This is a genomic window from Novosphingobium sp. ERN07 (assembly GCF_012641335.1).
GTDB lineage: Bacteria > Pseudomonadota > Alphaproteobacteria > Sphingomonadales > Sphingomonadaceae > Novosphingobium.
In genome coordinates this window covers 1-20,738 of the sequence record NZ_JABAID010000001.1, presented here as the reverse complement: position 1 = coordinate 20,738, position 20,738 = coordinate 1, and the positions used below count along the sequence as shown (strand labels likewise).

The following is a 20,738-nucleotide window of genomic DNA, read 5'->3' as shown; positions in this document are numbered from 1 at the left end:
CCGATGGGCGGGAACTCACAGAATAGCACGAACCCAGAGGGCAGCGCGAAGCCGAGCCACGGCCGCGCTGCCCTTTTGGCATCTATCGCACGCGGGGCGCGGCTTTCGCCGACGTATCTGATGCTGGTGGCGCTGGCCACGGCGCTTGCCCACGTGGGGCTGCTGATGGATTCGTCGCCGGTGATTATCGGCGCGATGCTGATTTCGCCGCTGCTTGGGCCGATCATGGGCTTCGGTTTCGGCGTAGCCATTTTCGAACTCGCCCTGCTGCGGCGCGCTGCAAAGGCGCTTGGTGCAGGCATGGTGCTGGCGATCTTTATCGCCATCGTGTTGACGTGGATTTCTCCGATTCAGGATGTGACACCCAGCATTCTGGCGCGGGTGCGCCCCAATCTGCTTGATCTGCTGGTTGCCGTATTTGGCGGTATCGCCGGGGCCTATGCCACGGTACGGCGCGAGGCGATCAGTCTGGTGGGCGTGGCCATTGCCACCGCGCTGGTGCCGCCGCTGGCCGTGGTGGGCTTTTCCATAGCGACCATGCGCTGGGACTATGCCTGGGGCGCGCTGCTGCTGTTCATCACGAATGCCACGGCCATCGCGTTGATGGCGACGATCACAGCGCGCATTCGCGGATTCGGAACCCAGCTATCGCCCCGTCAAAGCTGGGCGCAGACCACCGGGATCATCATTACGCTGGTGGCGTTGGCCATTCCGCTGGGGCTTCGTCTTGCAGCCAACGTGCGCGAGGCGCGGGCGCAATCGGCGATCAATCGCCAGTTGCAGGAACTGGCGGGGCCTGCCGCACGGATCGACCGGCTCGACAGCAATCTCGCCGCAGCGCCTGCGCAGATTGATGCCGTGGTCATGGCCCCTGCCTATAGCGACGGGCTGCAGGATCGATTCGCCGACCGCGTGGAGGGGCTGCTGGGGCGCGATGTGAACGTGCGGCTCGTCCAGATCCGCAGCGGCACGCCCGAAGCGGATGACGCCCGCCGCGCGCTGGAAGATGCCGTTGCAACCGAACGCGCGCGCAAGGAAGAAATTACCCGCCTGCGGGCAACGCTGGCACGGATAGTTGACGGTGACGTCACATCGGTTCTTGTCGACCCGGAACGGCGATCCGCGCGGGTCTTTTCGGCAGAGCCGTTGCCCGATGCGACAATCGCAGCACTGCAAATCGCCTTTCCGGGCTGGACGTTGAGTTGGGGTGAGGCTGAACCTGCTGTCGAGGCGACTACAGCCGCAGAGTGAGACACTGGCTGAATTCGTCCAGCACGTAATCTGCAAAGGCTGCGCAGTTTTCGAAGCCGTGCTTGCGATAGAGCGCAAGGGCCGGGGCGAAGGCAGGGCCGCTGCCGGTTTCGAGACTAACACGCTCGTACCCGCGCGCACGGGCGACACTCAGGAGGTGCAGAAGCATCGCTTCGCCAACGCCCTTGCCCAGCCAATCGGGAGCAACGCGCATGGACTTCAATTCTCCATGTGTCGCATCAAGTTCACGGATCGCGCCCATGCCTGCGAGAGCCTTGGCCACCCATGCCGAGAAGAACGTGACCCCGGGCTGGCGCAGCTTCTCGACGGGCAAGGCGTGAACCTTGCAGGCGGGGGAGTGCGCGTGCATTCCCGAAAGATGCAGCGCCACCAGTTCGCGGATTGGCTCGCCGGAAAGATCGTCTTCGATGATCCGAAGGTGCTGCATCACGCGCCCCCGCTGTGCTTGTCGGCCTTGCGTTTTCCAAAGCGCATTCCGGTTTCCAGTCTTGCGCGAAGCTGGGCGTAGTATGCTTCGAGGAAGGCGCGTTCATCGCCCGCTCCGGCATTCCAGCCGATCTTGCGGCAGATCGCTTCGGTCACATCGCGCATACCGTCGGTGCGATTTTCGCGCAGGACGCGCTCAAGCACCTGCAATTCGTATTCGCCGTAAACCGCAAGGTCATCGTCGTTGAAGCGATATTGCGCGCCGGTTTCGGTTGATCGTCCGCGCGCGGCTTCGCCCACCGAAAGCGCCTGCTCCAGCTTCTTCTTCGGCGCTTCGACCACCCAAGTGCCCGCGATCATATCGCCGCAGCGCAGCCGATCACGGTTGAAGAAGGGGAACAGCACGAAGATCAGGAACCAGCCAAGGCCCGCCCATCCGGCCATGTCGGTATTGCTGCCCTGCACGCTGGCGGAAATGAAGAAGATCAGCGGCATGAACAGTTCGATATCGCGCACCAGATTGCGCGCGATCACGGCTTCGGTGGTCAACCGCCCGCCGTTCTGACCTCGCGCCCGCGCCGCTACGCGGATGCCGCAGATGCGTTTGCCGGGCGTTGCGCCGCGCGGGCCGAGTTCGAAGAACAGGAACCATGCGTTGCGGAACAGGAAAAGCGCCACGATCCAGACAATGATCAGCGCCTGCACCGCGCGGCCAGCAGGGCTATCCTTGTCGTCAAAGTTAAGACCGACGCCATCGGCAATCCACGCGAGGATCAGCGTCGAGCCGATCATTGCGCCGAAAATCATCGCCAGATCGAGGAACAGTGCGGCTGCCCTTGCACCGCTCGATGCCAGCATGAACGGGATGGGCACGCCTTCGGGCGAGATCACCATGCGCCGCCGCTTTTCGCTGTCGGCGCGCAAACCGCTTTCGCCTTGGGGGCGGGCGCTGCGCTTGCTGCGACGGAACGGCATTATCAGGACAAGCGCCATCAGCGCGGATTCCTGCGGAAGGCGAAGAAGTAACCGACCCAGAACACAAGCATGAAACCGCCCACGATCAGACGCGAAGGCGTGGCATCCACCATCTGGCGCGCGAACCCTTCGAGCAGGGCCGCGATCACCAGCATCAGCACCACGCCGGTCATCACTTGGGCGGCGCGGCGCCCGGCTTCAGCCGCCGCGTCCAGCACCGGCAGGTTTCCGGGAAACGCCATCGACCGCCCGACATGGATGCCCGCAGCGCCCGCCAGCAGGATGGCGAACAGTTCTGTCGTTCCGTGGATCGAAAGCCAGCCCACCAGATCGAGCAGCAGCCCCTGCCCGTGATAGAGCCACAGCAAAGCCCCCAGCAGCGCGGTGTTGTGGATCAGCAGCAGCATCGTCGGCAATCCGAAGGCAAAGCCCAGCGCGAAACACAGGATCGAGACTTGCGCATTGTTGCTGAACAGGCTGGCGGCGAAAACGCTCATCCCATCCTGATTCTCATTGCCGAACAGCGTGCCGTGCAGAACCTCGCGGCTGGCCCCCGGCACTCGTTCATCGGCAAAACCGCCGGGCACCAGCGAATAATACCATTCGGGGTTCGATGCGACCAGCAGCCAGCCGACCACGGTGCCTGCGACCATCAGCGCCAGCGCGATCAGCAGATCGATGCCAAGCCCGCGCACGCTGGCGCTCCACCCCCCGCCAAGGAAGCTGCGAAACCATGACCACAGTGATGCGCGCGGACCATAGACAAGGAACCATGCGCGCTGCGTGAGCGCTTCGAGATAGGCAACGAGCGCCGCATCGAGCGAGGTTTCGCGCGCGATGGCAAGGCTGGAGGCGGCGGTGCGATAGAGCGCGGGGAGAGCGAGCAGGTCTTCATCAGACAGCGCGCGGGTGCGGCCTGCTTCCATGCGTTTGAGGATGGCGTCGAGCCGCTTCCAGTCGGCCTCGCGTTCAAGCCGGAAGCGGTCTGACCGCAGCGCGGCCTGTTCGGCGGCAATGGCCTGTTCGGACGGTTTGGCGAACCAGCCACCGATGCGCTTTGTGATGCCGGTTGTGACCGCGTTCACCCGATCCTCCCTTCGCGCTTGATCGCAAGGTAGGCGTCGAGCAGGCGCGTGCCGATCTGGTCATGGCGCGCCTCAAGCACGCGCACGCCAAGGTGGCGCAGGCGTTGCAGGACAAGGGCGCGCTGGCGGATCAGGCTGCTGGCGGTCACGGCTTCGGCCACGCTCTGCATGTCGGTCACGTCCGCCGTGGTGACCCCGGCCAGTTCGGCGTCGGTCATCACCACGAACAGCACTAGATGCTTGTCTACCAGTCGGCCCACGTTCTCCACCATCAATTCGGCGCTGGTGGGATCGGCAAAGTCTGAGAACAGCACGATCAGCGAGCGGCGTTGAAGCCGGGCCGCCAAGGTAGACAGGGCGAGCGTGAAGTTCGGCTCTCCAGGGTGGTAATCCAGCTTGGCGGCGGCGCGTTGCAGGCGGGCGAAATCGCGGCTGTCGGTGACGAAGGGCGTGGCGACTTCTGGCCGCGCGGCAAAGCCGAACAGCGCCACGCGATCCTGCGCTTTCAGGGCGACATAGGCGGTGGTCAGCGCGGCGGTGACGGCGCGGTCGATGCGGGGCAGGTCCTCGATCGGTTCGCACATCGCCTGTCCGCAATCGAAGGCGAAGACGATCTGGTTATTGCGCTCGACCTCGTATTCCTTGGCATAGAGGCGGGCGTGGCGGGCCGAGCTTTTCCAGTCGATGCGGCGGCGGTCCATGCCCGGTTCGTATTCGGCCAGCGCTTCGAAATCGGTGCCTTCGCCCCGGATGCGCCGCGCGATCATGCCGAACTGGGCATCGCGCAGAAAGATTTGCAGAGCTGGGCTGCGCACGGGGGCGATGTTCGGCCACACGCGCACTTCGGCGTCGAGCGGGCGCGCAACCTGCCGGTGGGCGAGGCCGAGCGGCCCGCTCCAACGTAGCCATATGCGCGAGACGGCCCCAGTGCCGCGCCGGTTGGGCACGAGGTCTGTCGTGCCGCTCCACGCACCATCGCTGAACGCCAGCGGCAGGGCGAAGCGCCCGCCGGGGCTGAGGCGCGGATTGCATTCCAGCGCGGCTTCAGGCCGGGCGCGGGGGGCGGTGCGCGAAAGATCGGCCATCACGGTAAGGCGTGTCGGCTCTCCGACTTCGGCATCGCCGGGGACGATCACGCGCAGATCGTCGAGCGATCCGGCGAACAGCCCGTCGAGCAGCACCAGCACCAGCAGTGCGCCGCCCAGCGCGGGCGCGGCAATCCAAGCGCCGGGGGCCGCTGCGGCCAGCAGCAACGCCACCGGGGCCAGCCCTGCAATCAGCAGGACCGCGCGGCCTGTGGGCAGGAGGGCAGGCGGTTTGGTCACCGCGGGGCTTCCGTGCCCTCAACAAGTGCCGCGACAATGGCTTCCACCTGCTTGCCTTCAATCTCTGCCGCCGGGCTGAGCATCAGGCGGTGGCGCAGGACGGCGGTGGCAAGGGCCTTCACGTCATCAGGAATCACGTATTCGCGGCCATCCAACGCGGCCCGTGCCCGCGCTGCGCCCGCCAGCACAACGGCGGCGCGGGGGCTGGCGCCCACCACCAGATCGCCGCTTTCGCGCGTGGCACGGATCAGGCGGACGACATAATCGACCACCGATTCTGCCATCGTGACCGAAGCGACCGCCGCCTGCGCTGCCTTGAGCTGCGCGGCATCGGCCACGGCCAAAACGCCAAGGTCCGCAGGCTTTGGCGCGCCGCGCCCTTCGCCATAGCGGGTGACGATGCGGGCTTCTTCCTCGGCGGAGGGGTATTCGACCAGCAGCTTGAACAGGAAACGATCAAGCTGCGCTTCGGGCAAGGGGTAGACCCCCTGACTCTCGATGGGGTTCTGCGTTGCCACCACCATGAAACGGTCGGACAGCGCGTGCGCTTCGCCATCCAACGTCACCCGGCGTTCCTGCATCGCTTCCAGCAACGCGGCCTGCGTCTTGGGCGGAGTGCGGTTGATTTCGTCGGCCAGCAGCAGCTCGTGGAAAATCGGGCCGCGCGTCAGTGTGAACTGGCTGGTCTGGAAGTTGAACAGGTTGGAGCCGAGGATATCGCCCGGCATCAGATCGGGGGTGAACTGGATGCGGCCAAAGTCCAGACCCAGCGTGGCGGCGAAGGTCTGCGCGAGGAACGTCTTGGCGGTTCCGGGCGGTCCTTCGAGCAGAACGTGCCCGCCTGCGAAGAGCGCGACGAGGAGATGATCGAGCACCTGTTCCTGCCCGACCACAGCCTTGCCGACCTCTGCCCGGATGGCGGCTGACAGTGCGCCAAGATCTGCCAGCGTCATGTTAGGTGCATCTAGGTTCACTTCAGAAGCCTTTCGATCTGTTGCAGGACCAGCGCGCGTCTGGTCACGTCATGCGGCTTGCGTGCATCGCGCAAGTGGCGGGCAGCGCTGGAAAATGTTGGGCCGGGAACGCCGCGCCGGTCTTGCGCGGCATCGATCAGGCGTTCGATCTCGTCATGCGAAAGACCGCGCGGCAATCCCAGCGCCAGCGCGATCCTTTCCCGCATCGCATCGGCATAGGGCGCGGCGGCGAGGTGGACGCGGCCTGCGCGGCGGATCAGCCCGGCGGCATTGCCCACCAGCGCGGCCTTGCCAAACGCGATTTCCGGCCCCTGCGACAGGGCCGGGCCAAAACGATGCAGCGCGCGCCATGCCACTGCCAGCGCGGCCAGCAGCAGGCAGATGGTGGCGGCAAGGAAGGGCGGTTCGAACGCCAGCGTCAGCAGGTTGCGGCTTGCGCCGAAGCCATTGAATGTCATGTCAAAAGCGAAAGGTTGCGAACGGTTGTCTGCCGTCGCCAGTACCAGATCGCGGGCCAGCAGGGCGGTGGCTTTGTCGGCAAGGCCCCAGTTGTCCATCAGGTCCGGTTCGAACACCATGACCACCGGGTAGATGTCTTCATCGTCTCCGCCATAGTCAGGGTCGATCCCGGCAAGGGCGTTGAGGCCGGGATAATAGCCATCGTCATCCAGCCACGCGGCGAGGATCTTGCCGTTTCCGGCGTTGACGATAGGGACAAGGCCTTTGCCGGAACCGTATTCCACCTGACGGTCATCCGGCAGCTTTCCACGCCGCGCGCCCACGCGCCAGCCGCCTGCGGGCGTGGATTTCTTGTCGCCAATCTCGACCGTTACATTGTCGGCAAAGCCCGGCCATTCGGGCGGGTTGGTGGAAAGGATTTGCACCCAGCCCTGTTTTGCCTTGGTGGACTGGACAGCCGTTGCAAACCATTTGGGCGCGATGACCAGCGTCGGCCCGATATAGCGCCGGGCATCCACGATCTTCGAGATTTCCTTCCCCTCAGCCCCGGCGGGCGGAGTGAGGATGAGCAGGCCGGGCGTGCTTTCTATGGTCTTGCGATTGCGCAGGCGCTGCACGTCCAGCCCTTCGGTTTCCAGCATTTGCGCAAGGCCGGCAAAGCCGTTCAGCCCCTTGCCGCCGACATGCGCGCCGCCATCGTTGCCGCTGCCGCCGGTGTTATTCCCAAGGAACCAGAGCAGCGCGACGAAAGCCAGTGCGCCGACCAGCAACATGCCGATCACCGTGCCGCGTGAAAAGGGCGAAGGCGCGGCGCTCAACTACGCGGTCCCAAGGATTCGAGCGCGAAGCGAGCATAGGCGCCGCGCGCGGCGGACCAATCATCGGCGCCCAGTGGGCGCAGGGCATAACGTGCGCGTTCGACGAGGCTGGCGATGGTGCCGAAAGCGGTGCGTGCTTCACCGGGAAGCCCCTCGATCGCGCTGATTTCGCGTGCGGTACTGGCAGGTCTCAACCAATCGGGGCGCGCGCGTGCGATCTGGCCGACGCTGCGCTGGAGCAGGAGGTGCGCGGCTTCTCCAAAAAGGCCCGATGCGGCTAGTCTGTCGGCATCTTCAAGCAGGGCCAGCGCTTCTTCGCGTGGCGGGGTCCATTCAGGCGCGGCGACTTTGCTGCGGCCCTTGCGATCACGCCACAGCGGCCAGAGCAGTGCCCATGCGATCCATGCCACGCCAAGTCCGGCGCCGACCAGCAGCACGATCTCGATCACGCCCCAGCCTTTGCCAAGCAGATTGCCGAGCGGTGAAAGCAGCCATTCCAGCCATTCGCCCAGCACTTTCATCCATTCGGGCGTTGGCTTCGGAGGATCGGGGGGCACCGGCGCGAACTGGATATCCGCCGAATCGCGCATGGAGCGCCATGCCGCTTCGGCTGCCGCAGCATCATCGCCAGTGGGAACTGCCGTGTCCGAATTTGCCGCCGCACCGAATGTCACGCACGCAAACTTGCACGCGCGACCCACCGGTTCAAGCGCAACTGTATCAGCCTCGGATGCGCTCCATCGGATAAGTGCCGAGCATCCGCAGATCCTTGGCGAAGAAGCCCAGTTCATCGAACGCGAGATCGACCGCGCGTTCGCCCGGTGCGCCGACGATATCGACGAAGAACTCGGTAGCGGCAAAGCTGGCGCCACGCTGGTAGCTTTCCAGCTTGGTCATGTTCACGCCATTGGTGGCAAAGCCGCCCAGCGCCTTGTAGAGCGCGGCGGGAATGTTGCGCACTTCGAAGACGAAAGTCGTCATCGCCGGGCCGGTGATCGTTGCTGGATCGAGCGGGGTTTTCGAAAGAATCACAAAGCGCGTGGTATTGTCGTGCGCGTCCTCAACGTTGTCTTCGATCACTTTGAGGCCATAGAGGTCTGCCGCGATTCGCGGGGCGAGAGCCGCTACCGTGGGATCGCCAAGTTCTGCCACATAGGCCGCAGCACCTGCCGTATCTGCATAGCTCATTGGCACGATGCCCAGATTGCGCAGATAGAAGCGCGATTGGCCAAGCGCTTGCGGGTGGCTGTAGGCTGCGGTGAAGGGACCATCGCCCAGCGCCATCAGGCTGGCGTGGATTTCAAGAAAGTGTTCGCCCACGATGGAAAGCCCGCTTTCGGGCAGCAGAAAGTGGATATCGGCCACGCGCCCATGCTGCGAATTTTCGATAGGGATGATCGCGCATCCGGCACGCCCTTCCTTTACCGCATCCAGCGCATCTTCGAACGAAAAGCAGGGCAGTGGCAGGCAATTGGGCAGGGCTTCCATCGCCGCACGATGTGAATTGGCCCCCGGTGCGCCCTGAAACGACACGGCGCGCGTCGGATCGGCGGCGGCGGCGGCGGCCATCTGTTCAACAAGGGCGAGTGCGGGGGCGGGATAGCTCTGCATAACGCGCGTCCGTTAGGCTTGTGCGTGTTTTCCGGCAAGCGACAACACTTTTTTGTGGGCTTTATGGGTGTCAAACCATCTTGCGCTGCGGCAAGCCGCTTACTAGAGGGTCCGGCAACTCGCGCGGGTGTCGGCAAGGTGTCGGCGTGCGCCTATGGGGCTTCTAAATGGACGACCGCTTCAATACCATCGCCGGATGGGCCTTGTTCGGGGGCATCGTGGCTCTGGGGCTTTCGAGCCTGTCTGGCCATTATTTTCAGGCTGACAAGGAACATCGCCCTGAAAAGATGGGATATGCCATCGAAGGCGTTGAGGAAGAAGCGGGCGCTGGCGGCGCTGCCGAACTGCCCCTGCCGAATCGCCTTGCTGCTGGCGACGTCGCCAAGGGCGAAGCAACATTTGCCAAGTGTAAGGCCTGCCATACGGCGGATCAGGGCGGGGCAAGCGGCATCGGTCCAAATCTTTTCGGCATCGTTGGCAAGCCCATCGGCAAGCACGCCGCTGGCTTCGCCTATTCGGCTGATCTTTCTGGCCACGGTGGCAACTGGGATTTCGCCAACCTCGACGCTTGGCTGAAGAACCCCAAGGCGTTCGCAGCGGGCACCAAGATGTCATTCGCGGGTCTGCCCAAGGGTGAAGACCGCGCCAACGTGATCCTCTATCTCAACTCGCTCGGTTCCAACCTGCCACTGCCGGCCGCCGAAGCGGCTCCGGCGGCAGACGCGCCGGCAGACGCAGGAGCGAGCGAAGCTGCTCCTGATGCAGCAGCCAGCGAGGCCACACCGGGTGCCTGATTCGCGCAAGGTGCCCTGAATGAAAAGGCGCCCGGAGCATCGCTCCCGGCGCCTTTTTCGTATAAATTTAACCCGCTGACGCCTGCTTCAAATCATAAGCGCGTTGCGCGGCCGTGACTTCGATCATGCAGGTTTCGGCCCATTCGATCATGGCTGAAAGCGAACCGAACAACCCGCGCCCCAGCGGGGTGATCGCATATGTGACGGTAACCGGCACGGTCGGCTCCACGCTGCGGCTTACCAATCCATCCCGTTCCAGCGAACGCAGGGTCTGGCTAAGCATTTTCTGGCTGACGCCTTGAATGCGGCGCTTGAGCGCGTTGAAGCGCATATCCTCGGCCGCCAGCAGCATCAGGATCAATGTGCTCCACTTGTCGGCAATGCGATCAAGCAACTGCCGTGTGGGGCAATTGGCAGCATAGACATCGCCGCGCGGGCGGCTTTGGGCTGGTGCAGTCACTTCGCGGTGACCAGGTATGGAAATCGTGCCTTCTTGCATGGGTGATTTCGATAGCGCACTTGGTATCCATTGGAAACCGCCAATGGAGAATACGATGAAAGTTGCAGTGCTGGGTGCAAGCGGTCGGGCTGGGTCGGAAATCACTGCCGAACTGGCGCGACGGGGGCATGATGTGGTGGCGATTGCGCGCAAGCCCGAAGCGATCGCCGCCGCGCCGGGTGTGACTGCCGTTCAGGGGGACGCTTCCGATCCGCAAGCGCTGGCGTCGTTGATCGCGGGTGTGGATGCGGTGATCAGTGCGCTGCATTTCGACGTGAAGGCGCAAACGCTGCTTTCCGCGCTCAAGGAGGCGGGCGTGCCGCGTTTGTTGGTGACCGGCGGGGCGGCGAGCCTTGAAGTTGCATCGGGCAAGATTCTGTTCGATGCGATGGACCTGCCGGAGGAATGGAAGCCCGCGATCCTTGGCGGCATTGCCTTCCTCAAAGACCTGCGCGCTGAAACCGAAATCGACTGGACGTTCTTTTCGCCCGCCGCCTTTATCGAAGAAGGCCCGCGCACTGGCGCGTTCCGGCTGGGCACCGATCAACTGGTGGTGGACGAGAAGGGCGAAAGCCGCATCAGCTTTGCCGACTATGCCATCGCGATGGTCGATGAACTGGAACAGCACCGCCACTCGCGCGCGCGGTTTACAGCGGCCTATTGATCTCAGGCCGGGCAGGCCTCTGCCATGATGGCGGCGTTCAGCGTTTCGGGTTCGACCGGTTCGTACCGGTCGGCCCGATCCGCGTCCACGGCATTGCGGGCGATCACGCCGCCATCGACGGCATAGTCTGTCGCCGCTGCGATCAGCACGCGCTCGCCGGTGCAATCATAGCGGAACAGCACCAGCTTGCGCCCGGTATCGAGCGCTGCGGCTCCGGCGAAATCGAAACCGGCCCAGACCTGCCTGACGGCGAAGGCCCGTTCGGTGCTGGGCGGCAATTCGCGGACCGATTCGGGGCGCACCAGAACTTCGGTGCGGTCTTGCGCCACGCCGATGACTTTCCAGTCGGCAGACCATCCTCTTGCCACATCCCCTTCCGCCGCAGCCCCGCCGGAGAAGCCGAGGAAAGCGAGAGGGAGCAGCAGGTTGCGCCGGAAAGTCATCGGTGTGGTTCTCGAATTAGCGTTCGGGTTAACGCGCTGATAACCACGTCGAACGTTGCTGCCAGCTAAGGAGTTTTCCTGAGTCCCGATGTGCTACAGCGCTGGCAGAGCGGGTTAACGCATCACTCCGCGCGGCCCTTGAACCCTTGCGCGATGACATACCATTCCGATGAATCCTTGCGGCTGGCGGGTGGTTTGGCGTGTTTCACCGTGGTGAAATTCTTCTTCAGGATGCCCAGCAATTCGGTGTCGGTGCCGCCCGCAAAGACTTTGGCCACGAACGCCCCACCCGGAGCCAGCGTCTGCACCGCAAAGTCCACCGCCGTTTCCACCAGCCCCATCGTGCGCAAGTGATCGGTTTGCTTGTGGCCGACGGTATTGGCGGCCATGTCGGAAATTACGAGGTCTGGCGGGCCGTCCAGCGCGTCCTGCAGGGCTTGAGGGGCTTCGTCTGCCATGAAGTCCATCTGGAAGATCGTCACGCCCTCAATCGGGTCCGTAGGCAGCAGGTCGATGCCGACGACACTTGCGGCCGGGGCCATTTTGCGCACCACTTGCGCCCACCCGCCTGGCGCGATGCCAAGATCGACCACGCGCTTCGATCCGCGCAACAGGCCGAATTTCTCGTCCAGTTCGATCAGCTTGTACGCTGCGCGGCTGCGCCAGCCATCGGCCTTCGCCTGCTTGACGTAAGGATCGTTCAACTGGCGCGAAAGCCAGCGGACGGACGAGGCGCTGCGGCCTTTGGCGGTTTTCAGGCGCTCGTTGGGGTTTTTACCTGACCGGCTCATGCTGCTTCCGTTCGTTTTGGACCGCGCGGGTCTGCGCCGATGGCCATGAGGCTGCGCAAGATACCTTCGCGAATGCCGCGGTCGGCAATGCCAAGCCGGTCTGCGGGCCAGATGTCGAGAATCGATTCGAGTATTGCGCAGCCTGCCACGACCAGATCGGACCGCTCGCGCCCGATGCAGGGCAGGGCAACACGCTCTGCCGGTGTCATTACCGAAAGACGCTGGCTGATGCTGCGCATCGATTCCGCAGGCATGACCAGCCCGTCCACCGCGCGCCGGTCATATTGCGGGAGTTCCAGATGGACGCTGGCCAGCGTGGTGACAGTGCCGCTGGTGCCAAGCAGGCGAATGCGCCCTTCGCCCCGCGCGGCGCTGCGCATCGGGCTGACTCGTTCGGCAAAATCGGCAAAGCCTTCGTCCACGCGGCGGCGCATTTCGGCGTAGGCGACGGCGCGTGCATGTGGATCGTCGGCAATCGCGCCGATGCTTTCGGTAAGGGAAACCACGCCCCAAGGCACCGATTGCCAATCAAGGATGCGGGGCACGGTCTCACCGGTTTCCACCAGAACCATCTCGGTCGATCCGCCGCCGATGTCGAAGATCATGGCGGGGCCGGTGCCCTGTTCGAGCAGGATGTGACAGCCCAGCACAGCCAGCCGCGCCTCTTCCTGCGCCGTGATGATATTCAGGTGAATGCCGGTTTCCGCCAGCACGCGGTCGATGAACTGCTGCCCGTTTGTGGCGCGGCGGCACGCCTCGGTTGCAACCGAACGGGCGAGGTGGACGTTGCGCTTGCGCAGTTTGTCGGCGCAGACATGCAGCGCGGCCAGCGCGCGGTCCATTGCCGCATCGGAAAGCCGACCGGTCTGCGCCAGACCTTCGCCCAGCCGCACCACGCGGCTGAACGCATCGATCACCACGAAATGTTCGCCCGACGGCCGCGCGATCAGCAGGCGGCAGTTGTTGGTGCCAAGATCGATTGCGGCATAGGCCTGACGGTAGTGCGGCAGTGGCTTGATCCAGCCAGCGGCGCGCGACGATTCGGCAAGCGGCGGGGCAGGGGCGGGCACGGATACTATCGGCACGGATACAACGGGCGCGGTTACGCAAGTGTCGGTGCTGCCCGCGCTGTGCGCTGCGGGCGGTTTCGTCTTGCCGGCAGATCCGGGCGGGAGGTTGCTCCCCGCATTGCCGCGTGGCTTGCGGGGCCTTTTCCTTTGCCCCTTCTTCCTGCCGAAACGCGCACCTTGCCCACTGGCCGGCGGAATGGTTCCCGCCATGTCACAAATTCACTTATGTTTTCCCGCGCCGCTCAATGCCTGCCGGGTACTTGCCCGCAATGCTAGCGCCGCAGCGCCCCGCCCGCAAGGCCAGCACCCAAAAATGCCATTTCCCCCGCTTGACTTGCACGCAACCGCCCCCTAGTTGCGCGCCTCACACTGCCCCGTCGTCTAATGGTAAGACTACGGATTCTGATTCCGTCTATCGAGGTTCGAATCCTCGCGGGGCATCCAATTTCCTACATATTATCTTTAATTATCAAGACATTGATGCATTGCGTAAAAGTCCATCCCCACATTTTACCCCACATCGCGTCTAATTGTTGGTGAAATAGCTTTCAGTGGTATCGGCGCATCGCGGAGCCGACTGGACTGGCTTGCATGGCTCCACTACGAATTGCGGGCAAAGGCACTGGAGCTGGGTCTGCGGTAGATGACTGTGCACACACCCTACGCGACTAATCGCATTTTTATGAGAAAAAACCCTGTAAATTCAAAGTTGGCGGGTCCGAAAACGCCTTCCAGTTTGGGGTCTCCTGGTGGCTGTCTGCACCCTGAAAATGCTGGAAATTCAGCGCATTCGGATGAGCTTTCGGACCCGATCAGGAGCCATTTGCACCCGCAGACCGACAGCGGGGTGAGAAGAGCATTCCTCGACGGTAATTTTGCGCGACAGTACGTTGCCTCGCAGCCTAAAGAATACGAAATCTGGGACACCGTGCTGATTGGCTTTGGCATGCGGATCCAGCCAAATGGCCGCAGCTGCTGGTTCGTACGAAAGCGGCACCGTGGCTCCAACAGGCGCGTGACCTTGGGGCGCTGCTGCGATGTCGATGCACTGGCTGCAAGGCGCGAGGCGAGGCGCATTCTTCTCGATGTCGCGCTTGATGGGCTTCCACGGCAGGAGAAGGTTTCCGCTTCACCGGTATTCATCGACTTCGCCGACGAATTTTGGCGCGATTACGCTCGTCATTGGAAGCCATCGACCCAACACAGAAATCGATCGGCCATCAATGGTCAGATCCTGCCCTACTTTGCCGAGTTCCGGCTTTCAGAGATTTCCCGGACCGACATCGTTCGCTGGCGCGATGCCTGCGCTCATGTGGCAGAAGCACGGTTCAATCGCGCGGTCCCTGTTCTTGCGTCGATGTTGAAGTATGCCGAGCAACTAGGCCTGCGACCCAAGGGCAAAAATCCCTGTCGAGGGATCCCTCGTTTCAAGCGGAAACTGCTCGAGCGGTACCTCAGCCCGGTCGAGTACGTTCGCCTGGTCCGGCGTTTGGATGAGGTAGCGGAGCAGTCTCCACTGGAAGTTGCTGCCGTGCGTCTGCTGATTTTCACGGGGGCTCGTCTTAACGAGATTTGCGCTCTGCAGTGGGATTGGGTCCAACCGCCGAGGCTTGTCCTCCCAGACAGCAAAACAGGCGCAAAAGTCATTGTCCTCAACAGGCAGGCGAGCGAGGTCCTGGCGCAAATCCCGCTCCGATCGGGAACTTCTTACGTCTTTCCGAGAAGTAGGGGTGAGGGCTTCCTCGACCTGAACAATTGGTGGCGCAAATTTCGACGCACTTGCGCACTTCCAGACGTTAGACTGCATGACTTGCGGCACAGTTTTGCATCCGTAGCCGTTCGCGAGGGCCTGCCTCTGGCAACCATCGGCGGCCTACTCGGGCATGCCCTTCCCGAAACTACAGCGCGATACGCGCATCTTGCCGACCAGACGATCGCCGATGCAGCGGCGAGAGTTGCGTCGCATCTTGCTGCGGCTTTGGGGATCGAGCCATGACCCGTCTATCGCTGCAGGAAATAGTAGCTGGCGCGCTTGCCGAAGTCGGTCTGGCCTCGCCTCCGATCGAAAAGGGGCAGGGCAGCGCGCGCACTACAATCTGGTTTCCAGGTGAGCGTGGCATTGGGCTTCGGCAATATGAGAGCGGTCGAAAGATGTATGTGGTGCAGGCTCGCATGTCAGGTCGCTTGCGAACTGTGACGCTGGGATCAGCCAATGTCCTCACCCGGCATCTCGCTATAACCGTCGGTCGGCGAGTGCTGGCTCGAGCATTGGTCGGCCAAGATCCGGCCGAAACCCGACTTGCTGCGCGAACCTCGCCTACAATGGACGATTTCATGGGGGAGTATTGGGAGAAGTGTTCGCCAGGATGGAAACCTTCAACCGTTGCGACCTGCACGAACTATCGAAAAAGCCACATCGACGGAGCCTTCCCTGACCTATTCATCGATACGCTTTCCGAAGAGCAGGTCGTCCGGTGGTTCGTGAGCCTGACCGACCGAGCGGGACCTGCTGCAGCCAATCGCTGCATCGACATACTTCACGCCGCGTTGAACAAGGCCGAGGCGTGGGGGTATCGCGCAGAGAATTCTAACCCCTGCCGGGACGTTCGTCGAAACAAACGCATTCACCGGAAGCGGTTTCTGTCAGTTGAAGAACTTGGTCGATTGGGCTCGGTTCTCTTGGAGCGGCGTGCCTCGCCGGACGGCATGGTGCAGACTTATGCATCGGCGATAACACTGCTCATCCTCACGGGATGCCGAGTTGGGGAAATCCTGGCCCTTAAGTGGTCGGATATTCGTGGGCTAAGGGCGCATCTTCGCGACGGCAAAGCTGGCCCCGAACTGTCTGGCTTGGCCAGCCTGCACGGGATGTTCTCGACACCTTCCCGCGCCATCCAAGGGTGGACTATGTGTTCTGGAACTCGCGCTATCAGCGCCCGGTAGTAACGGTTTCGCACGTCTGGTGCGCAATCAGGAAAGAAGCGCTACTGACCAATGTAAGGCTTCATGATCTCCGCCATACTTATGCAAGCCATGCGGCATTGAACCGCGAAAGCCTGCCGATGATTGGGAAGCTGCTCGGGCATGCAAAGGTGGGATCCACGGCGAGGTATGCTCACCTGGATGATGCGCATCTGCTCGATGCGGCAGAGATCGTCGGATCAGCGATCGGGGAGTACCTCAACATTTCAAGATTTCAGTCCGGACGGTAATGACCAAGATTAGGGACCTTGGAGACTGACTGGAATCCGGCGCCAACGCGGTGAAGCTGCCCTTCATTCAGGCCGCAATTGATCCCAAACCAGAGGGTCAGCGCAGCTCGATTGGACGATCAGCCGCACCGACCCGCATTTCGACGCGCAAGCCAGCGGCTGCAGCCATGTTTACCAGCGCGTCGAGTCCGAAGAGATCGACCTTGCCGCGGTTAAGATCGGAGATCCGCGGCTGAGTTACGCCAAAGACTCTAGCGGCTTGAGTCTGGTTGAGATGAGCGCGAGAAATATGATCCCTAAGCGCCGACATTAAGGCCGAGCGCAGCTTTGCACTCTCGCTTAGCGCAGGACTTGCGTCGGCCGGTACGGGAGGCTCTGCGTCCTTAACCGGGTTTGATGACGATTGCCCATTCGCGCCGATATCCAACGAAAATTGCTCCTGTGCGATGCTGGAGATTTTTGCTGTAAGATTAATCTTTTCTTCTGCCTTCGCGCGGGCATGATCTGACATGTAGGCGACGAGGCGCTCCAGGCCACCCACGTCTGATATAGTAACAAAATCCTTGTTCTTATTCACGAAGACGACGGATTTCTTTTTCTCTCGAATAAGCTCAATGACATTGCTGAGCGTGCCCGTGCTCTTGCAGTCCCAGACCATGAGGCCATAGTCGCTGTCGCGGGCCATCTCCAGGTCTTTGGCGGTAAAATAGGCGCGAGTCCCCGGCTTCGCCTTCGACACGACCCTGTGGACCGGCCATTCTGCGACATTGTTCCGGGGCGAGTCCCCGGTGCAATATACGGTCACATTTCCGGCCTGGTATCGCTGCAGGCATTCCTGAATTGAGGTATCGGCGCCATCGGCGTCTCCGACCACGACGTTGAAGTCTGAAGACACAATCTTGTTGATCCTATCCACCACCTTATCATGCAGGCGACTGATGGAGATTGATCCGGCAATGAAGACAGTGGTCATGGTATTATTTCCATGTGATCGAAGCGGCGTAGACGTGGTTGATTTTCTTGTAAGTGCGCAGCGTTTTGCAGACGGCGTCCATCGTGGCGCCCGTGTCGAAAAGATCGTCAAGGACAAGCGCGTTCCAACACCCTTCGTTGGTGATGGACGGGTTGATGCTGAAGCTTCCCTCCAATGCGGCGTCCTTCGCCTCGCGACCATGCAAGTTCTTGAGCTGCGGGCTGCCTTCGGGCGCGGGCGCCTTGACGATGATGTTGTCGAATACCGGCGTTTTCGTCAGTTTGCCGAGTTCGTTGGCGATCTCATTGACCGGCTGGCGCGCCCGCACCGTGGAGGCAGGCATTGGAATAATCAGCCCGATCTTGCCGAATAGCGGCAGCAAGGATTGCTGCACTTGGGCCGCAAGCGGCTGAACCTGATTCCAATCGGCTCGATATTTAAGCTGGTATAGCGCCTCGCCAGGCTCTGAACGCGTCGTGTCAAATCGAGGATGGCCGTATTCGTCGTCGCCCAGGTAAACGCTCGACAGCGTATGCTTGTGGAGCGCGTAACCGAGATCCCAACTGCCTTCAAGCTTTCGAATTTGAACCTGCATGACGAAGAGTGTCCCTTGCAGGCCCTCAGAACGCCGTCCACGGGGCCATCCAACATATATACAAAATCTTGTATGAGCCGCAAGGGCCTCATGGCTGCTTCATTGATGAGCGCTTCCTGTGCCGGGGTCGTCGACCATAGGGTTGACCGCATGCATAGAGTTGCATAAGGTTGCCCTATGTCACAGAATGACGCCCCCGATTTCCTAACCCTTGCTGAGGCCGCCGAGTATGTTGGCGTCTCGAAGGACACACTTCGACGCTGGGATGCCTCCGGCAAGCTCAAGCCGGTGCGCCGCCCAGGAAGCGGCTATCGCTTCTATCGCCGGCCTGATCTCGAGCCCTTCCGCCTCGAGTACCGGCGCGCCGAACAGGCTGCCGACGAGCCGGACCATATGTTTCAGACGCTGACTGCGGACATTGAGGCGAACCCCAAGATTCGCGAGCCGCAGCAGGGCGCCCACCGGGCAGTGCGAACGCACTTCGAAACCTCGAACGAGCCGGTGATCCTGCAGATTCCTGTCGGCTGCGGAAAGACCGGGGTCATTGCGACATTGCCCTTCGGCGTCGCCAAAGGGCGCGCGCTCGTCATCACACCGAATTTGACGATCCGGTCGGGCGTCGCGGAATCGCTCGACATCAGCAACCCAAAGAATTTCTGGCGGCGGACGGGCGCGCTCCACGATTTTTCGGCAGGACCATTTCGGGCTGTTTTGGATGGCGTCGACGCCAATCTCCACGATTGCAATGCAAGCCAGTTCGTCGTGACCAACATCCACCAATTGGCTAGCTCGGCTGATCGCTGGCTCCCGCAGTTCCCGCCGAACTATTTCGACATTATCATGATCGACGAGGGCCACCATAACGTGGCCCCGAGCTGGGCAAAAGTCTTCGATCGCTTTCCGAACGCCAAGATCATCAGCCTGACGGCGACACCGTTCCGGGGCGACGGAACGCGGCCTGTCGGCAAGGTGATCTATCGCTACCCGTTCACCCGCGCGATGGTGAAGGGGTACATCAAGCAGATCCACTCTCGGAACGTAGCGCCGTCGGAGCTGTCCTTCACCTACCGTGACGACACGAAGCGGCACACCTTGGAAGAGGTGTTGGCCTTGCGGGAACATGCCTGGTTCCGGCGCGGCGTCGCGCTGGCGCCGGAGTGCAATCGCCACATCGTCGACGCCAGCATCAAATACCTCCATGAGCTGCGCGAGCGCAGCGGTTTTCGCCACCAGGTCATCGCCGTCGCTTGTTCCGTCGACCATGCCCGCCAAGTGCGCGGGCTGTACGCAGAGCGGGGCCTGAAGGCGGCCGAAATCTTTGGTGAGATGGATCGAGACAAGCAGGACGCTGTTCTTGCCGATCTGCGCAGCGGCAAGCTCGATTGCATCGTGCAGGTGCAAATGCTCGGCGAAGGCTTCGATCATCCGCCCCTGAGCGTGGCGGCCATCTTCCGGCCGTTCGCAAGCTTGTCGCCTTACATCCAGTTCGTTGGGCGCGTGATGCGCGTCGTCCATGAGGCGAAGCCCGAACATCCGGACAACCACGCCTTCGTGGTCTCCCATGTAGGCTTGAACACTGACGCCCATTGGGACGATTTCCGCGAACTGGATTTCGATGACCAAGCGATGGTCAAGAAGTGGCTGGAGGCCGGTGACGAGAAGGGCGATGGCGACGGCTTAGGAGAGTCCCGTCGTTTCGACATCGGAATGCTGGTCGACAACGAGATCGTCGGCTCGTTCATCAATCGGTCATTCCTTGATCCGGAAGACGATCGCGTCCTCGAGGAAATGCTGGACCATGAGATCGGCGCGGGCCTGCGCCTGCGCGACGTCATCGCGAAGGACAAGCTCAGGGAGACGCTGCGCCGAAAGCAGGAAGAGCTGTCCCAAGTCAGCAGTTCTGGTGACCTTCCAGTGCAGCCGCAGGCGCGGCGGGTTGGCGCGCGCAAGCGGCTCTCCGAACGCACAGGCTCCGTCGTCGCCCGCATTCTCAAGGACCTGAAGCTCTCGCCCGCCGGCCGCGAGGTTGGTCAGCGAGACAAGACGGTCGCGGGTCGTGACAACCGGGCCGCCGTAACATCGCTGCTGAATAAGGCGATCAACGAACATCTGGGGATCAAGTCTGGGAGCCGGAAGGCGCCCGACGCAGGCGACAATGAGGACGCACTGGCTGCGCTCGACATGCTGGGAGACAACGTGCGCGATGCCCTGAAGGGGGGAAAGAATGGCTAAAGTCAGGGATATTCTGATCGGCGTTAGGATCGAGCAGGCACAGCGCCAGCGCAAATGTCGGCGGAATACTTCGCACACGATCTCCAAGGGCGAGTGGTGTCTAGTCGTTCGGACTAACGCGACCAACGACGACTACAGCTACAGCCGAGACGCCGCGAAGCCGATGCTCGATGAGGCTTGGGCGAAGCTAAAGACGATCTACGAAGGGCTTGGATTGTTACCGCCTGGGAGCTGAAGGAACGGGGGTATGGGGGACAGATATAACTTTCAGCAGCTCAAGGCCGAGATATTTGGCGCTGAGCCGCGCCACTGATTGGGAAGCGGCCAAAAAAGAATGGCGTCTTGTCAAGATTTCCGAAGCCGACGAGCCCGAAACCTGTCCGTGCGGCCATTTTCCAATAATCGAGTTATGTACCATCTTCGTAAGCGCTGTGCGGCCCCCACCTTGCGCGGGTGATGCCCAGCGTTGAGCTTGCCGGGCCTGATTTGGGCCGAGGCGCTACTCCTATGATAATCCCGT

Annotated in this window: 22 protein-coding genes and 1 tRNA gene; 9 read left to right on the top strand and 14 right to left on the bottom strand. The window is 62.1% G+C overall.

Translation table 11 applies throughout. The annotated features are described in order from the left end of the window. Window positions 1-3: 3 nt before the first annotated feature. Window positions 4-1,251 carry a TIGR00341 family protein gene (locus HGI47_RS00115; protein ID WP_255460540.1) on the top strand — a complete coding sequence of 416 codons (1,248 nt, stop codon included), beginning with the start codon at window positions 4-6 and terminating at the stop codon, window positions 1,249-1,251. On the opposite strand, the gene HGI47_RS00110 is transcribed toward HGI47_RS00115, so the two are convergent. The 8 genes from HGI47_RS00110 to HGI47_RS00075 are packed head-to-tail and all read right to left on the bottom strand — an operon-like array spanning window position 1,235 to window position 8,945. Next, the gene (locus tag HGI47_RS00110) at window positions 1,235-1,699 is read right to left on the bottom strand and encodes a GNAT family N-acetyltransferase (protein WP_168851288.1); all 465 of its coding nucleotides are present in this window, start codon (window positions 1,697-1,699) and stop codon (window positions 1,235-1,237) included. The genes HGI47_RS00115 and HGI47_RS00110 overlap by 17 nt on opposite strands. After that, complete coding sequence (locus tag HGI47_RS00105; protein ID WP_370521574.1) at window positions 1,699-2,691, bottom strand: RDD family protein; 993 nt, start codon at window positions 2,689-2,691, stop codon at window positions 1,699-1,701. Before HGI47_RS00105 ends, HGI47_RS00110 begins: the two co-directional genes overlap by 1 nt. Continuing rightward, the gene (locus HGI47_RS00100) at window positions 2,691-3,758 is read right to left on the bottom strand and encodes a stage II sporulation protein M (protein ID WP_168850759.1); all 1,068 of its coding nucleotides are present in this window, start codon (window positions 3,756-3,758) and stop codon (window positions 2,691-2,693) included. The genes HGI47_RS00105 and HGI47_RS00100 overlap by 1 nt, the downstream gene beginning before the upstream one ends. Further along, the gene (locus HGI47_RS00095; protein WP_168850758.1) at window positions 3,755-5,083 is read right to left on the bottom strand and encodes a DUF58 domain-containing protein; all 1,329 of its coding nucleotides are present in this window, start codon (window positions 5,081-5,083) and stop codon (window positions 3,755-3,757) included. Before HGI47_RS00095 ends, HGI47_RS00100 begins: the two co-directional genes overlap by 4 nt. Further along, a complete protein-coding gene (locus tag HGI47_RS00090) occupies window positions 5,080-6,036 on the bottom strand; it encodes a MoxR family ATPase (protein ID WP_168850757.1) in 957 nt (318 codons plus the stop codon). Before HGI47_RS00090 ends, HGI47_RS00095 begins: the two co-directional genes overlap by 4 nt. 17 nt (window positions 6,037-6,053) lie before the next feature. Beyond that, window positions 6,054-7,334 carry a DUF4350 domain-containing protein gene (locus HGI47_RS00085; RefSeq protein ID WP_168850756.1) on the bottom strand — a complete coding sequence of 427 codons (1,281 nt, stop codon included), beginning with the start codon at window positions 7,332-7,334 and terminating at the stop codon, window positions 6,054-6,056. Then, window positions 7,331-8,008 (bottom strand): hypothetical protein, encoded by a 678-nt coding sequence (locus HGI47_RS00080; protein ID WP_370521573.1) that lies wholly within the window; start codon window positions 8,006-8,008, stop codon window positions 7,331-7,333. The genes HGI47_RS00085 and HGI47_RS00080 overlap by 4 nt, the downstream gene beginning before the upstream one ends. A 46-nt stretch (window positions 8,009-8,054) precedes the next feature. After that, a complete protein-coding gene (locus tag HGI47_RS00075; RefSeq protein ID WP_168850755.1) occupies window positions 8,055-8,945 on the bottom strand; it encodes a prephenate dehydratase in 891 nt (296 codons plus the stop codon). 167 nt (window positions 8,946-9,112) lie between these two features. Between HGI47_RS00075 and HGI47_RS00070 the strand changes: the two genes are divergently transcribed. Beyond that, a complete protein-coding gene (locus HGI47_RS00070; RefSeq protein WP_168850754.1) occupies window positions 9,113-9,739 on the top strand; it encodes a cytochrome c family protein in 627 nt (208 codons plus the stop codon). Window positions 9,740-9,806: 67 nt separating this feature from the next. On the opposite strand, the gene HGI47_RS00065 is transcribed toward HGI47_RS00070, so the two are convergent. Next, entirely contained in the window at window positions 9,807-10,199 is a 393-nt protein-coding gene (locus tag HGI47_RS00065; protein ID WP_370521572.1) for a winged helix-turn-helix transcriptional regulator, read from the bottom strand. A gap of 94 nt (window positions 10,200-10,293) precedes the next feature. Between HGI47_RS00065 and HGI47_RS00060 the strand changes: the two genes are divergently transcribed. Further along, window positions 10,294-10,902: an NAD(P)-dependent oxidoreductase gene (locus HGI47_RS00060; protein WP_168850752.1), complete on the top strand. Its 609-nt coding sequence runs from the start codon at window positions 10,294-10,296 to the stop codon at window positions 10,900-10,902. 2 nt (window positions 10,903-10,904) lie between these two features. On the opposite strand, the gene HGI47_RS00055 is transcribed toward HGI47_RS00060, so the two are convergent. The 3 genes from HGI47_RS00055 to HGI47_RS00045 form a co-directional block, all read right to left on the bottom strand. Further along, window positions 10,905-11,345 (bottom strand): hypothetical protein, encoded by a 441-nt coding sequence (locus tag HGI47_RS00055; protein WP_168850751.1) that lies wholly within the window; start codon window positions 11,343-11,345, stop codon window positions 10,905-10,907. Window positions 11,346-11,467: 122 nt separating this feature from the next. Continuing rightward, on the bottom strand, window positions 11,468-12,136 hold the full coding sequence (locus tag HGI47_RS00050) for an RlmE family RNA methyltransferase (protein ID WP_168850750.1): 669 nt from the start codon (window positions 12,134-12,136) through the stop codon (window positions 11,468-11,470). After that, the gene (locus tag HGI47_RS00045) at window positions 12,133-13,416 is read right to left on the bottom strand and encodes a Ppx/GppA phosphatase family protein (RefSeq protein WP_206065898.1); all 1,284 of its coding nucleotides are present in this window, start codon (window positions 13,414-13,416) and stop codon (window positions 12,133-12,135) included. Before HGI47_RS00045 ends, HGI47_RS00050 begins: the two co-directional genes overlap by 4 nt. A gap of 160 nt (window positions 13,417-13,576) precedes the next feature. Here HGI47_RS00045 and HGI47_RS00040 point away from each other — a divergent pair. The 4 genes from HGI47_RS00040 to HGI47_RS22995 all read left to right on the top strand — a co-directional run bounded on the left by HGI47_RS00040 (window position 13,577) and on the right by HGI47_RS22995 (window position 16,418). Next, a tRNA-Gln gene (locus HGI47_RS00040) sits at window positions 13,577-13,650 on the top strand. Window positions 13,651-13,849: 199 nt separating this feature from the next. Next, window positions 13,850-15,202 (top strand): tyrosine-type recombinase/integrase, encoded by a 1,353-nt coding sequence (locus HGI47_RS00035; protein WP_240949893.1) that lies wholly within the window; start codon window positions 13,850-13,852, stop codon window positions 15,200-15,202. Next, window positions 15,199-16,149 (top strand): integrase, encoded by a 951-nt coding sequence (locus HGI47_RS22480; RefSeq protein ID WP_168850748.1) that lies wholly within the window; start codon window positions 15,199-15,201, stop codon window positions 16,147-16,149. The genes HGI47_RS00035 and HGI47_RS22480 overlap by 4 nt, the downstream gene beginning before the upstream one ends. Continuing rightward, window positions 16,107-16,418, top strand: a complete 312-nt coding sequence (locus tag HGI47_RS22995) for a tyrosine-type recombinase/integrase (protein WP_168850747.1) — start codon at window positions 16,107-16,109, stop codon at window positions 16,416-16,418. The genes HGI47_RS22480 and HGI47_RS22995 overlap by 43 nt, the downstream gene beginning before the upstream one ends. A 97-nt stretch (window positions 16,419-16,515) precedes the next feature. Here the strand turns inward: HGI47_RS22995 and HGI47_RS22475 are convergent, their stop codons facing one another. Both HGI47_RS22475 and HGI47_RS00015 read right to left on the bottom strand, forming a co-directional pair. Beyond that, window positions 16,516-17,391, bottom strand: a complete 876-nt coding sequence (locus HGI47_RS22475) for a helix-turn-helix domain-containing protein (protein WP_168850746.1) — start codon at window positions 17,389-17,391, stop codon at window positions 16,516-16,518. A 4-nt stretch (window positions 17,392-17,395) separates the two neighbouring features. Then, window positions 17,396-17,986, bottom strand: a complete 591-nt coding sequence (locus HGI47_RS00015; RefSeq protein WP_168850745.1) for a ComF family protein — start codon at window positions 17,984-17,986, stop codon at window positions 17,396-17,398. Between the two features lie 177 nt (window positions 17,987-18,163). On the opposite strand from HGI47_RS00015, the gene HGI47_RS00010 reads away from it, so the two are divergent. Further along, window positions 18,164-20,218 (top strand): DEAD/DEAH box helicase family protein, encoded by a 2,055-nt coding sequence (locus HGI47_RS00010; RefSeq protein ID WP_168850744.1) that lies wholly within the window; start codon window positions 18,164-18,166, stop codon window positions 20,216-20,218. Further along, window positions 20,211-20,453, top strand: a complete 243-nt coding sequence (locus HGI47_RS00005) for a hypothetical protein (protein WP_168850743.1) — start codon at window positions 20,211-20,213, stop codon at window positions 20,451-20,453. The genes HGI47_RS00010 and HGI47_RS00005 overlap by 8 nt, the downstream gene beginning before the upstream one ends. Window positions 20,454-20,738: the final 285 nt, after the last annotated feature.

Excerpts from the sequence above, each read along its gene's own strand:
- HGI47_RS00115 (WP_255460540.1), top strand. The coding sequence starts at position 4 with ATGGGCGGGAACTCACAGAATAGCACGAACCCAGAGGGCAGCGCGAAG.
- HGI47_RS00110 (WP_168851288.1), bottom strand. The coding sequence starts at position 1,699 with ATGCAGCACCTTCGGATCATCGAAGACGATCTTTCCGGCGAGCCAATC.
- HGI47_RS00105 (WP_370521574.1), bottom strand. The coding sequence starts at position 2,691 with ATGGCGCTTGTCCTGATAATGCCGTTCCGTCGCAGCAAGCGCAGCGCC.
- HGI47_RS00090 (WP_168850757.1), bottom strand. The coding sequence starts at position 6,036 with ATGACGCTGGCAGATCTTGGCGCACTGTCAGCCGCCATCCGGGCAGAG.
- HGI47_RS00075 (WP_168850755.1), bottom strand. The coding sequence starts at position 8,945 with ATGCAGAGCTATCCCGCCCCCGCACTCGCCCTTGTTGAACAGATGGCC.
- HGI47_RS00070 (WP_168850754.1), top strand. The coding sequence starts at position 9,113 with ATGGACGACCGCTTCAATACCATCGCCGGATGGGCCTTGTTCGGGGGC.
- HGI47_RS00060 (WP_168850752.1), top strand. The coding sequence starts at position 10,294 with ATGAAAGTTGCAGTGCTGGGTGCAAGCGGTCGGGCTGGGTCGGAAATC.
- HGI47_RS00055 (WP_168850751.1), bottom strand. The coding sequence starts at position 11,345 with ATGACTTTCCGGCGCAACCTGCTGCTCCCTCTCGCTTTCCTCGGCTTC.
- HGI47_RS00050 (WP_168850750.1), bottom strand. The coding sequence starts at position 12,136 with ATGAGCCGGTCAGGTAAAAACCCCAACGAGCGCCTGAAAACCGCCAAA.
- HGI47_RS00045 (WP_206065898.1), bottom strand. The coding sequence starts at position 13,416 with ATGGCGGGAACCATTCCGCCGGCCAGTGGGCAAGGTGCGCGTTTCGGC.
- HGI47_RS00035 (WP_240949893.1), top strand. The coding sequence starts at position 13,850 with ATGACTGTGCACACACCCTACGCGACTAATCGCATTTTTATGAGAAAA.
- HGI47_RS22480 (WP_168850748.1), top strand. The coding sequence starts at position 15,199 with ATGACCCGTCTATCGCTGCAGGAAATAGTAGCTGGCGCGCTTGCCGAA.
- HGI47_RS22475 (WP_168850746.1), bottom strand. The coding sequence starts at position 17,391 with ATGACCACTGTCTTCATTGCCGGATCAATCTCCATCAGTCGCCTGCAT.
- HGI47_RS00015 (WP_168850745.1), bottom strand. The coding sequence starts at position 17,986 with ATGCAGGTTCAAATTCGAAAGCTTGAAGGCAGTTGGGATCTCGGTTAC.
- HGI47_RS00010 (WP_168850744.1), top strand. The coding sequence starts at position 18,164 with ATGTCACAGAATGACGCCCCCGATTTCCTAACCCTTGCTGAGGCCGCC.
- HGI47_RS00005 (WP_168850743.1), top strand. The coding sequence starts at position 20,211 with ATGGCTAAAGTCAGGGATATTCTGATCGGCGTTAGGATCGAGCAGGCA.